A 12678-nucleotide genomic window follows, 5' to 3' on the forward strand; every position below is an offset into this window, starting at 1 on the left:
TGCTCCCGCAATTGCAATTTAAACATTGCATCATATTTAAACGAAACACTGGTTTGGTAGTTCAGTTGGTTAGAATGCCTGCCTGTCACGCAGGAGGTCGCGGGTTCGAGTCCCGTCCAGACCGTTTCGGCTCGGTAGCTCAGTTGGTAGAGCAATGGATTGAAGCTCCATGTGTCGGCAGTTCGATTCTGTCCCGCGCCATTACACCTTTGCGGGTGTAGTTTAGTGGTAAAACCACAGCCTTCCAAGCTGTTGTCGCGAGTTCGATTCTCGTCACCCGCTTTTACCTTTTTATTAAGGGCCTATAGCTCAGCTGGTTAGAGCGCACGCCTGATAAGCGTGAGGTCGATGGTTCGAGTCCATTTAGGCCCATTAAAATCAAATATCTTTTGGTTTTGGGGAAGTACTCAAGAGGCTGAAGAGGCGCCCCTGCTAAGGGTGTAGGTCGAGAAATCGGCGCGAGGGTTCAAATCCCTCCTTCTCCGTTATAGCATGGTCCGTTGGTCAAGTGGTTAAGACACCGCCCTTTCACGGCGGTAACACGGGTTCGAATCCCGTACGGATCATAGAAGCATTCAAATTTTGAATGCTTCTTTTTTTAATTAAAGAGAACTTTTGCTGACAGTTTACAAACGTTGCTTTTTTAGCAATGCGCAGTAGATAAGAAATTAAAAAGTTTGATAAAGAAGCTTTTTTTTATTAAATCTGCTATAATCAGACCGTTGCAAGTTCCCGAAAGGATTCATTTGTATAACAAATGGAGATGCCTTGTAACCGACAACTATTAGGGGGAATCATCATGACAGAAAGACATTTATTTACTTCAGAATCTGTTTCTGAAGGACATCCGGATAAAGTTGCTGATCAAATCAGTGATGCAATTTTAGACGCACTTTTAGAGAAGGATCCACTGGCACGTGTGGCTTGTGAAACTTCTGTTACCACAGGATTAGTGTTAGTATTTGGAGAAGTTTCAACAACTGCGTATGTGGATATTCAAAAAGTAGTTCGTGAAACGATTAAAGAAATTGGTTATACACGAGCGAAATATGGTTTTGATGGCGATACAGTCGCTGTATTAGTTGCAATTGATGAGCAGTCACCAGATATTGCTCAAGGAGTCGATACCGCGTTAGAAGCAAGAACTGAGAAAAAAGATAATTTAGATGAAATTGGCGCAGGAGACCAAGGTTTAATGTTTGGTTTTGCTGTAGATGAAACTCCAGAGTTTATGCCTTTACCTATATCTTTAAGTCATCGTTTAGTGAGACGTTTAGCAGAGTTACGTAAGACCGAAGAAATTTCTTATTTACGTCCAGATGCAAAATCGCAAGTCACTGTTGAATATGACGATCAAGGAAAACCGCAACGTGTGGATACGGTCGTTATTAGTACACAACATGATGACGCAACGGACAATGAAACAATTCATCGAGACGTTATTGAGAAAGTTATTAAAGAAGTCATTCCATCTGAATTATTAGATGATAAAACAAAATATTATATTAATCCAACTGGACGTTTTGTTATTGGTGGACCACAAGGAGATGCTGGTTTAACAGGGCGGAAAATTATTGTTGATACGTATGGCGGATATGCTCGTCATGGCGGCGGGGCTTTTTCAGGAAAAGATGCCACAAAAGTTGACCGTTCAGCAAGTTATGCCGCTCGTTACATTGCTAAAAATATTGTGGCGGCCAAATTAGCTTCTAAAGTAGAAGTTCAATTAGCCTATGCAATTGGTGTAGCACAGCCTGTATCCATTTCGATTGATACATTCGGCACAGGCAAAGTTTCTCAAGCAAAACTAGTCGAAGCAGTAAGAGAGAACTTTGACTTACGTCCGGCTGGAATTATCGAAATGCTAGACTTGCGTCGACCAATTTATCGACAAACTGCAGCATATGGACATTTTGGTCGTACAGATATCAACTTACCATGGGAACAAACGGATAAAGTAGACAGTTTGTTGGCAAGTGTGAAGGAATAACAGAGGCGATCTCTATTGATGAATCAATAGGGATCGTCTTTATTTTTTGAAATAGAATGAAGGAAGTGTAAGGATGGAAAGAAAAACAAATACAATGATTGTAACTATTGCCATTTTTGTTGCAACATTTATGACAGCAGTTGAAGGAACGATTGTAACTACTGCTATGCCAACAATTGTTGGTTCATTACATGGCATTGAAATTATGAACTGGGTATTTTCAATTTATTTATTAACGAATGCTATGTTAACCCCTATTTATGGAAAACTAGCGGATAAAGTAGGGCGTAAACCCATTTTTATTTTTGGAACGGTAGTCTTCATTATTGGTTCTGCTTTATGTGGGCTGTCTAATGCTATGTTGCCATTGATTATCTCACGTGCCATTCAGGGAATTGGTGCTGGAGCTATGATGCCAGTTGCTTTAACAATTTTAGCTGATTTATATGACACAGAAAAAAGAGCGCGCATGCTTGGTTTAAACAGCACAGCTTGGGGCGTGGCCAGTGTTGTGGGTCCGTTAGCGGGTGGAGTAATTGTTGATACCATTGGTTGGCACTGGATTTTTTTTATTAATGTACCTATTGGTATTTTATTAATTGCTCTGATTACTGTTTTCTTGGTTGAACCCAAACGTGAGAAAGATACGAAGAAAATGGACTTTTTGGGAAGTACTTTTTTAATGCTGATTCTATTGAGTTTATTATTAGGTTTCCAATATTTAAGTGAGCCAAATGCGACATTCAAAGTTATCGGTCTTTTTGCATTAACGATTGTGTCATTTATTTTATTTATTATAGTAGAAAAGCGTGCGGAAGATCCGGTCATTTCACTGAGATTATTTACAAACCATGTTTTTGTAATTGTTAATATTGTGGCAGCATTATCTAGTGGTTTCTTAATGGGAATTGAAGTTTATATTCCGATGTGGATGCAAGGAGTGTTGGGCTTAAGTGCGGGTATTGGTGGTTTGGTCTTAGCACCGTTGTCTATTATGTGGGTAATGGGTTCCTCAATGGCGAGTCGCTGGATGACGACTAAGACGGTCCAGTGGGTATTAACAGCGAGTTTGTTGATTATTTTAATTGGTAGTTTAGGATTATTTTTGGCACCAGCTAAGACACCGTTTATTGTCTTTATTTTATTATCGGCCATTACTGGAGTTGGTATGGGGGCTGTTACGGTTACTGGGACAGTAGTTGCTCAAAATAGTGTACCAGCTTCACAATTAGGAATGGCAACTTCCTTTAACACATTAGTTCGAACGATTGGTCAAACCATTATGGTCTCGGTATTTGGTATTACCTTTAACATGGTAACTTCGACGCAACTAGCCAAGGCTAATTTAACGGATGATCCAGATATTATGAACAAACTGGTTAATCCACAGACAGCGAAACTATTATCAGAGGATTTGTTAGTTTCTTTACGAGAGATTTTACATCAAGGCTTACAAGTTATTTACGGTTTTGCGGCTTGTTTAATTATTGTTGCCTTAATTTTTACTCAAACACTTCGTAAAAAACGTGCTACAATAGATAAAAATTAGTAAGATAGCGAGGGAAATCAATGGCATTTTTACAAGCAAACGTATATTCAAATGAATTAGGCATGGAAGTTATGGTAAATGTGATTCTTCCACAACAGACAAAAAAGGCAATCGGTAAAGAAACAAAAGGTGCAGTAACTGATATTCCCGTCTTGTATTTACTTCATGGCATGAATGGCAATCATAGTGTCTGGGAACGTCGAACATCGATTGAACGATATGTATCTGATTTAGGCTTAGCGGTTATTATGCCGTCGACCGATTTAGGATTTTACACAGATACAACTTACGATATGAATTATTGGACGTTTATTTCTGAAGAATTACCAAAAATTTGTCATGAATTATTTCCACAATTATCAACGAAACGTGAAAAAACATTTGCTGCAGGGCTATCGATGGGTGGTTACGGAGCGATCAAGTTGGGCTTACGGAAACCTGAAAAATTTGCCGCAGTGGCTTCTTTATCAGGTGCTTTAGCTATAGCAGAAAGCTCCGATTCTTTTTTAGAAATTCGTGGAAAAAATTATTGGGAAGGTATTTTTGGTCCTTTGGATAAAATCAAGGGTTCTGAAAATGACTTAATCCATTTAATCAAAAAAACAGATAAAAAACAGGCACCGCGTTTCTTCATCACTTGTGGTACAGAAGATGGGTTATATGAAGCGAGTGTCTATGCGACAGAACAGATGAAAAAACGACGCTTGGATGTGACCTTTGAAGAGGGTCCAGGGGCCCATGATTGGGATTTCTGGGACAAATGGATTCAGCGTGTATTAGTTTGGTTAGAGGAAAAATAAAAATTAAAAACCGTATGCTTGTTATTTTTTATTGACAGGTATGCGGTTTTCTTTAGTATAAAATATAGCTTATTGGCGTTCGGTCTAATGAAAACGTTTTTCTGTAAATAAATTGGACTCAAACAAGCTTTAACTGAAAACGCTTTTAAATTATGATGAAAACATGGAGGTGAGGTTATGTTGGATTATCATTTACAAAAATTATTTCAATCAAAGTTATATGGTTCGCGTATTTCTCTAGAGGAGTTAGCGTTATATATTGAGATCGATCCGCAACGACTGTCTAAACAAATTCGTGAAGTAAACACTTTTTTGAAAGCAAAGAAACAACCGGAGTTTCGTTTTGTAGATGAGGATATTCAACTACCAGAAAAAATAAGTTTTAGTTGGGCTGAATTAAAATTTCTAACTTCGCGTTATGACATTATTTTTTCTGAAATTGAACGCCAACGACTCATCTTTTTATATTGCTTTTTGGATGTTGATAATTTATCAGTTTTTCATTTTCAAGATTTTTTACAAGTGAGTAAAAATACGATTTTAGCCGATATTAAAAAGTTAAGAGAATATCTTAGTGAAAATGAAATTGAGCTAGTCTATCAACGAAAGTCAGGATTTTATTTGTCAGGGAATGAATTGCAAATTCGGGTATTAGGGCGAAATTTCGTTTCTGAATTATTAGATAATGAGTCAGGTTACTGGGGCTTAACTGCTCTGCAAGAAAAATTACCACAAAATGATTATTTAGTCTTTCGGCAGCATTTAAAGCAGGCGTTGCAAGAACAAAAGTTAACGGTTGTTCCTAGTAGAGTGGAAGAAGTTTCCCATTATATTACGTTTTTAAGTATGCGTGTTCAAGATTATCGTGTGGTTTTTTCTAATGAGGAATATGAGCTTTTAGGAGCTTTAGATGCTCAACATGTTGCCAAAAAGTTTATTGCGCTAACGCCAGCGTTTGATTATCCAAACGAAGCATTATTTTTAACGAGTTTAGTAATGACAGTTGTTGAAGGCAGTATTCAAGATTCATCACTGGATTATTTGTTACAATGTGCCAATCAAATTATTCAACGGATTCAAACGTATAGTGCAATTGATTTTCGTGAACAAAGTCAAACGTTGTTGCATGTTTTTTATCATTTGGTGCCCTCTTTTTTTAGAATTTATTTTGGTTATCATTTACCAAATGCCTGGACCGATGTGGTGAAACGTCAGCATGGTGAATTATTTAAATTAACTCAAATTGCATTGAGCCCTTTGGAAAAGCTAACGAAAAAGCCAATTCCTGACAATGAAGTTGCCTATTTTACTATTTTATTTGGTGGTGAGATAGAAAGTCAAAAAGAAGTTCTTTCCAGGCAAGTACGCGCCTTGATTTTATGCCCGAATGGTATTAGTTCTTCTTTGATTATGCAAGCGGAATTAAAACAATTGTTTCCTAGCATTGATTTTAGCTTAACCAATTCAGTCAAAGAATTAGAAAATATTCCAGAAGATACCTATGATGTAATTTTTACTAATACGACATTGAATACCAAAAAACCGATGTATACGATTCAACCGATTATGACGATAAAAGAAAAACAGCGGTTGCTTGTCCAAGTCCAAGAAGAGCTATTGTTGCCAGGCGTGGCTATTTTATCTCCTGAACAAATTTTGAAAATTATTGAGCCTTATATCGAATTACGCAAAGGGGTCAAAACAGAAAAATTGTTAGATATTTTAACAAAGAAGATGATGACAATCCAAAAAAATAAGGAGGACGAACGACCGATGCTTTCAGAACTAATTACATCTGACATGATTCAATTGACAGATGAACAATTAAATTGGGAACAAGCGATTCAACTTGCAGCAAAACCTCTGCTTGAGCAAGGAAAAATTGAAGATAGTTATATTGAAGCGATGATCAGCAAAGTAAAACAATATGGAGCATTTATCCATATTGGTAAAAATATCGCTTTACCTCATGCGCGTCCAGAAGATGGTGTGAATGAATTAGGGATGTCTCTTTTGAAAACATCTGAACCCGTGTTGTTGTTAGATGATGAGAAACACGCAATTACGTTGTTTATTTGTTTAGCAGCAGTCGACAATGATGCGCATTTACGTGCGTTGGCAAGTTTGACAAAGATTTTATCAAATGCCACTAATTTAGAGAAATTATTACATGCGACTAGTAAAGAAGAAATTCAAAACATATTAAAAGGAGAAGATGAATAATGAAAATGGCAGCAGTTTGTGGATCAGGATTAGGTTCTAGTTTTATGGTGGAAATGAATATTAAAACGGTGTTAGGTGAATTAGGAATTAATGATGTGGAAGTAAACCATTATGACGTAGGAAGTGCTGCACCTGAATTAGCAGATGTTTTCTTTGTAGGTGGCGACTTAGCAGATAGCGTCCAACATTTAGGAAATGTAGTAGTGCTAGATAGCATTATTGATATGGACGAATTAAGAGATAAAGTGAAAAAAGTAGCTGAAGAAAATAACTTAATTTAATAGGAGGAGCATCAATGAATGGAATTTTAGATGTATTAATTGATATTGCCAGTACCCCTGCGATATTGGTTGCTTTAATTGCAGTCTTAGGGTTAGTTTTACAGAAAAAACCAATTAGCGATATTATGCGTGGAGGAATTAAAACATTTGTTGGGTTCTTAGTTGTTACATCTGGTGCGAATGTAATTGTTGCTTCCTTAGAACCATTTGGCGAAATGTTTCAACAAGCTTTTAATGTATCGGGCGTTGTACCAAATAACGAAGCAATTGTGGCATTAGCCTTAGAAGAATTTGGGACATATACCGCTCTAATTATGTTAGCCGGAATGTTTTTCAATATTGTGATTGCACGAGTGACGAAGTTTAAATACATTTATTTAACCGGGCATGCGATGTTATATATGGCGTGTTTAATCGCTGTTATTTTAACAACAACAGGCATGAAAGGTGCGGTATTAGTGCTTGTAGGTGGGTTAGCTTTAGGAATTGCCAATGCCATCTTCCCAGCAATTGCGCAACCATATACACGTATGATTACTAAAAATGATTCCGTGGCTTTAGGTCATACAGGAAACTTTGGGTATGCTTTTAGTGGTTTCATTGGCAAACTTGTAGGTAATAAAGAAAAATCAACCGAAGACATTAACTTTCCGAAAGGTTTAGCATTTTTACGAGATTCTACAGTAAGTATTACGTTAACGATGTCGGTAGTGTATGTTATTGTTGCGATTTTTGCAGGTGGCGATTATATCACAGCGAACTTGAGTGATGGCACAAATTCCATTATCTTTGCATTACAAAAAGCAGGAACGTTTGCTGCAGGTGTTTTTATTATCTTAGCGGGTGTTCGTTTAATTTTAGCTGAAATTGTGCCAGCATTTAAAGGAATTTCGGAAAAATTAGTACCAAATTCAATTCCGGCATTAGATTGTCCGATTGTCTTTCCTTATGCACCAAATGCAGTACTAATTGGTTTCTTCTCAAGTTTTCTTGGAGGAATTTTCAGTCTAGTGATTATGGCATTGACTGGTTCAGTCATTATTTTACCCGGCGTAGTGCCGCATTTCTTCTGTGGTGCGACTTCAGGTGTTTACGGGAATGCGACTGGTGGTTTACGTGGTGCTGTAGTTGGGTCATTTTTACAAGGAATTTTAATTAGCTTTATGCCAATTTTCTTAATGCCAGTTATGGGGAACCTTGGTTTTGCTGGTTCGACATTCTCAGATACTGACTATGGTGTGGTGGGTATCTTTATGGGAAGTATCGCAAATGTTGGGGGACAAATTGCGGTTATTTCAGGAATTGTTGCTGTATTAGTTGTGATGATTTTAATGACTATTTTTGGTAAAAAACAACAAACAAATAACTAAAGGAGTTCTGAAATCATGGATGAACAAACCGTAACACGCTTGAGTGTCTTAGCAGACAAAGTTCGTTTAGATACCTTGAAAACATTGAAAAACATGGGCTATGGACATTTGGGTGGTTCTTTTTCAATTGCTGAATTATTGGCTGTTTTATATGGAAAACAAATGAGGATTCGTCCACAAGAACCACAATGGGCCAATCGTGATCGTTTGGTCTTATCAAAAGGGCATGCAGGTCCAGGACTATATGCGATGTTAGCGAATATGGGCTATTTTGACAAAACTATGTTAGCAACCTTAAACGAAGGTGGCACGAATTTGCCTTCACATCCCGATCGTTTAAAAACACCTGGTGTTGATGCAACGACAGGTTCATTAGGGCAAGGAACATCGGTGGCCGCAGGGATTGCAACGGGTTTACGTCTTGATAAAAAAGATAATTATGTCTATCTAATTTGTGGTGATGGTGAATTGAATGAAGGTCAATGTTGGGAAGCCTTTCAATATTTAGCTCATTTTAAATTAAACAATTGTATTGTCATCATTGACGATAACAAAAAACAATTGGATGGCTTAACAGTGGATATTATGAATCCTTTTGATTTTCAGAAAAAAATGGAGGCATTTGGTTTTTATACACTAAAAGTCAAAGGCGATGACATTCGAGGAATTGATGCAGCGATTGAGGAATTGAAATCAGTCAAAGACCAAGCAGTCTGTTTAGTATTAGATAGTATTAAAGGGCAAGGTGTCCCGTATTTTGAAACGTTAAATGATAATCATTCTGTGAAATTTAACAACGATGAAATTAATCAAGCGGCAGAAGAAACTATTGTGGCACTTGAAAAATCCATTAAGGAGCGTGAACAAGTCAATGTTTAAACAAATTGAAACCGCAGAACTTGGTAAAGAACTCCGGATGGTAGTAGTAGACACGATTAAAGAGTTGATGGATGAAAACAAGCGCGTGATTGCTTTAGATGCTGATTTGGGAAGTGCCAGTGGTTGGACGACGCTAGAAGGAACAAACAAAGAACGCTTCTTTAATATGGGGATTGCTGAAGCCAATATGGTTGGTGTCGCAGCCGGTTTAAGTTTAACCAATTATATTCCATTTATTCATACATTTGGTCCCTTTGCAACGAGACGGGTCTTTGACCAAATGTTTATTTCCGGAGGTTACGCAGGTAATACGATTAATGTTTATGGTTCTGACCCTGGTTTTGCAGCAGGACCAAATGGCGGAACACATACGACATGGGAAGATGTAGCGTTAATGCGCATGGTTCCAAACGCAACTATTTGCGATGCTGCTGATGAAGTGCAAATGGAATGGATTATTCGTACCTTTAGCCACTTACAAGGAGTTCATTATGTTCGAGGCAATCGCAAAGCTGTTCATAAGGTCTATGCGCCAGGCTCTACTTTTGAATTAGGTAAAGGCAATCTTTTGCAAGAAGGAAACGACATTTTATTAGTAGCCGCCGGACAGTTGGTCTATGAAACCTTGCAACTGGCCAAACAGCTTGTGCAAGAAGGCTATTCCGTTGCAGTGATTGATATGTTTACGATTAAACCGTTAGATAAAGAATTACTATTAGCACAAAGTAAAGATAAAAAACTCATTATCACGATTGAGAATCATTCGATTAATGGTGGATTAGGTAGTGCAGTTGCGGAAACACTAGCAGAAAATGGCTATGGTATTCCTTTGCAACGAATTGGTGTGAATGAGCGTTTTGGCCAAGTTGGCACGCCAGATTTCTTACAAGCGGAATTTGGATTAACAACAGATAAAATTTACGAACAAGTTCAACCGAATCTAGCCAACCTAAATTAATAAAAACGACCAATCTCCTTGTAGTGACCCCAAAAATTCTAACTTTTTGGGGTCACTACAAGGAGATTGGTCGTTTTTGGTACATACTAAATATCTTATTGTGAGAACGTATGTTCTGTGGTAAGCTATATAAGAATTACGAGGAAAAATTATTTTTTCAGTTGCTCCAAACCTAAAAGATAGATTTTAACGCTACTCATAAAAATCTCTTTGACATCAATTATTTGCTCACGTTGTGAAAGAGCAAAATTAAAGGATTCGAGCGATTGTTCTTGCGCATAATGACGCATCCACTGAACGGATTGCAGCAGATAGTGATTGCCATCTATAATTTTTTGAGTGAGCTGCTCTTCTTTTTGTTGGTCAATTAAATAGCCAATTAACAAATAATGCAGAGAGATAACAGCATGGCGACTCTGTGCCAAGCTATAACCTTGTTGTAACAATAATTGATTCATTGTTTCAATATGTTCCAAGCGACTTGCATAGGCCGGAACGGTATTGATTTCTAATTCTGCGCCACAGGGAAATTGGGTGTATAAATCATAATACGCATTCATAAAGGCGATTAGTTGTTCCGTTGCTTCAAGCGAGGAATCAGGTAAACACAAGTGTTGTTCCATTGTTTCCGCCATATTTTGTAATAAGTCTTGTTTGTCTTTGAAATACCAATAGATTGCCGGGGCTTTGACATTCAGTGCGTTGGCAAGATTACGCATTGATAATCCCTCAATACTACGTTTTTCAGCGAGAATGTCGAAGGCTGTTTGAATAATTTTTTCCTTCGATAATTTTTGTTCCATGAAAGTCATCCTTTTAGTTGCAATTGATTTTTACTCGTGGTAAATTATTTATCTGCCTGTATTTTACAGTGTTAAATACAGGGTGTCAAATTTATAAAAAAAGGAGAAAAAACGATGGATTTAGTCTTAAAACATGTTAAGAAATACAAGCTTGCTGTATCGGTTTCCTTACTATCAGTGGTAGTAATGGTGATGGCTTCGTTATGGCAACCAAAGTTACTCCAACAAGTCTTAGAAGCAATTATTACTGAAAATAATGATGAAATGACGCAAATAGGTATTTATTTAATTGGATTAGCTATTTTAGGGTTAATTGCTGGTGTTCTTAATACAATTTTTTCAGCGAAAGTGGCACAAGGTGTGAGTGCTGACATTCGTGAAGAAGCCTTTCGCAAAGTGCAAACCTTCTCATTTGGAAATATCGAAAAATTTTCAGCGGGAAATATTGTGGTTCGTTTAACGAATGACGTCAATCAAATTCAAAACTTAGTGATGATTACCTTGCAATCGCTGTTTCGCATTCCTATCCTCTTTATTGGAAGCTTCATTTTAGCAATGATTACTTTACCCCAATTATGGTGGATTATTGTGACTTTGATTGTGGCAGTGTTAGTCATTACAGGCTTGTCATTCACTAGTATGGGCAAACATTTTATGATTATTCAAAATTTAATCGATAAAATAAACAATATTGCCAAAGAAAATCTAATGGGTGTTCGGGTTGTAAAATCATTTGTTCAAGAAAAAAATCAACTGGATTATTTTAGTAAAGTCAGTGATGATTTAACCAAACACAATATTATTGTGGGAACGTTATTTTCAGTGATGATTCCAGGCTTTATGTTGGCTGCGAATTTAGCTGTAGTAGGGGCTATTTTCTTTGTGAGTCATCTAGTCAAAGATGATCCAACTGTCATCGGTGGAATTGCTTCATTTATGAACTATTTGATGCAAATTATGATGGCAATTATTATTGGAGGCATGATGATGATGATGACATCGCGTGCAGCAGTTTCCTTGAAGCGTATCAAAGAAATTTTAGCTGCTGAACCTGATGTGACGTATGCCGATGTTCCGGAACAAGTGTTGACAGGTAGTGTCGTATTCGACCATGTCTCATTCCGTTACCCAGGCGATGAGAAAGATACCTTAAAAGATATTAGTTTTACTATTCAATCAGGAGAAATGATTGGGATTGTGGGCGCAACTGGTTCTGGTAAGTCAACTTTAGCGCAATTGATTCCTCGTTTATTTGACCCAACTTCAGGAAAAGTTGAAGTTGGTGGTGTTGATTTAACACAAGTTAATGAACGTAGCCTACGCGAGACGGTTTCTTTTGTTCTTCAACGAGCAATTCTTTTCTCAGGAACAATTGCTGACAATTTACGTCATGGTAAAAAAGATGCAACTGAACAAGACATGACACGTGCAACTAAAATTGCTCAAGCTCGTGAATTTATTGAAAAATTACCAGATGGCTACAATGCAACTGTTGAAGAACGTAGTGCCAACTTCTCAGGTGGTCAAAAACAACGACTATCTATTTCCCGCGGTGTTATCGGTAATCCTAAAATTTTGATTTTAGATGATAGTACCAGTGCTTTAGATGCCCGCTCAGAACGTTTGGTACGTGAAGCATTAGATCGTGAATTGAAAGAGACGACCACTATTGTCATTGCCCAAAAAATTGCTTCAGTGGTGAAAGCAGACCGTATTTTAGTGCTTGATGAAGGACGATTAGTGGGTGAAGGTACCCATAGTGAATTGGTAGCAACCAATCCAATTTATCAAGAAATTTTTGAAACACAAAAAGGAGCGGAGTAAG

General features: G+C 37.4%; 10 protein-coding genes, 7 tRNA genes and 1 riboswitch (1 of these 18 running past the window's edge). Of the genes, 16 read left to right on the forward strand and 1 reads right to left on the reverse strand.

Annotated features, from left to right (window positions below; genetic code table 11):
* The 15 genes from DOK78_RS02930 to DOK78_RS03000 all read left to right on the forward strand — a co-directional run.
* A tRNA-Met gene (locus DOK78_RS02930) sits at positions 1-11 on the forward strand (it extends 63 nt beyond the left edge of the window).
* Positions 12-50: 39 nt separating this feature from the next.
* Positions 51-124: transfer RNA gene (locus DOK78_RS02935), tRNA-Asp, on the forward strand.
* Positions 125-128: 4 nt separating this feature from the next.
* A tRNA-Phe gene (locus DOK78_RS02940) sits at positions 129-201 on the forward strand.
* Positions 202-211: 10 nt separating this feature from the next.
* Positions 212-282 (forward strand) — tRNA-Gly (locus tag DOK78_RS02945).
* A 16-nt stretch (positions 283-298) separates the two neighbouring features.
* Positions 299-372: transfer RNA gene (locus DOK78_RS02950), tRNA-Ile, on the forward strand.
* A gap of 25 nt (positions 373-397) precedes the next feature.
* Positions 398-485: transfer RNA gene (locus DOK78_RS02955), tRNA-Ser, on the forward strand.
* Positions 486-494: 9 nt separating this feature from the next.
* A tRNA-Glu gene (locus DOK78_RS02960) sits at positions 495-566 on the forward strand.
* 151 nt (positions 567-717) lie between these two features.
* Positions 718-802, forward strand: a riboswitch (SMK box riboswitch).
* On the forward strand, positions 800-1990 hold the full coding sequence (gene metK / locus DOK78_RS02965; RefSeq protein WP_207942307.1) for a methionine adenosyltransferase: 1191 nt from the start codon (positions 800-802) through the stop codon (positions 1988-1990). Its footprint overlaps the riboswitch before it by 3 nt.
* A gap of 73 nt (positions 1991-2063) precedes the next feature.
* Positions 2064-3539, forward strand: a complete 1476-nt coding sequence (locus DOK78_RS02970; RefSeq protein WP_207942306.1) for an MDR family MFS transporter — start codon at positions 2064-2066, stop codon at positions 3537-3539.
* Between the two features lie 20 nt (positions 3540-3559).
* Positions 3560-4339, forward strand: coding sequence for an alpha/beta hydrolase (locus DOK78_RS02975; protein ID WP_207942305.1), 780 nt, complete (start codon positions 3560-3562; stop codon positions 4337-4339).
* A gap of 177 nt (positions 4340-4516) precedes the next feature.
* Positions 4517-6562 (forward strand): BglG family transcription antiterminator, encoded by a 2046-nt coding sequence (locus tag DOK78_RS02980; protein WP_207942304.1) that lies wholly within the window; start codon positions 4517-4519, stop codon positions 6560-6562.
* Positions 6562-6843: a PTS sugar transporter subunit IIB gene (locus DOK78_RS02985; RefSeq protein WP_207942303.1), complete on the forward strand. Its 282-nt coding sequence runs from the start codon at positions 6562-6564 to the stop codon at positions 6841-6843. Before DOK78_RS02980 ends, DOK78_RS02985 begins: the two co-directional genes overlap by 1 nt.
* A gap of 14 nt (positions 6844-6857) precedes the next feature.
* Complete coding sequence (locus tag DOK78_RS02990; RefSeq protein WP_207942302.1) at positions 6858-8213, forward strand: PTS ascorbate transporter subunit IIC; 1356 nt, start codon at positions 6858-6860, stop codon at positions 8211-8213.
* A gap of 15 nt (positions 8214-8228) precedes the next feature.
* Positions 8229-9092: a transketolase gene (locus DOK78_RS02995; protein ID WP_207942301.1), complete on the forward strand. Its 864-nt coding sequence runs from the start codon at positions 8229-8231 to the stop codon at positions 9090-9092.
* Positions 9085-10050: a transketolase family protein gene (locus DOK78_RS03000; protein WP_207942300.1), complete on the forward strand. Its 966-nt coding sequence runs from the start codon at positions 9085-9087 to the stop codon at positions 10048-10050. The genes DOK78_RS02995 and DOK78_RS03000 overlap by 8 nt, the downstream gene beginning before the upstream one ends.
* 149 nt (positions 10051-10199) lie before the next feature.
* Here DOK78_RS03000 and DOK78_RS03005 read toward each other — a convergent pair whose 3' ends face one another.
* Complete coding sequence (locus DOK78_RS03005; RefSeq protein ID WP_207942299.1) at positions 10200-10853, reverse strand: TetR family transcriptional regulator; 654 nt, start codon at positions 10851-10853, stop codon at positions 10200-10202.
* Between the two features lie 114 nt (positions 10854-10967).
* Between DOK78_RS03005 and DOK78_RS03010 the strand changes: the two genes are divergently transcribed.
* Positions 10968-12677, forward strand: coding sequence for an ABC transporter ATP-binding protein (locus DOK78_RS03010; protein WP_207942298.1), 1710 nt, complete (start codon positions 10968-10970; stop codon positions 12675-12677).
* The last annotated feature ends 1 nt before the right edge of the window (position 12678 follow it).

This window comes from Enterococcus sp. DIV2402 (assembly GCF_017426705.2).
Classification (GTDB): domain Bacteria; phylum Bacillota; class Bacilli; order Lactobacillales; family Enterococcaceae; genus Enterococcus_F; species Enterococcus_F lowellii.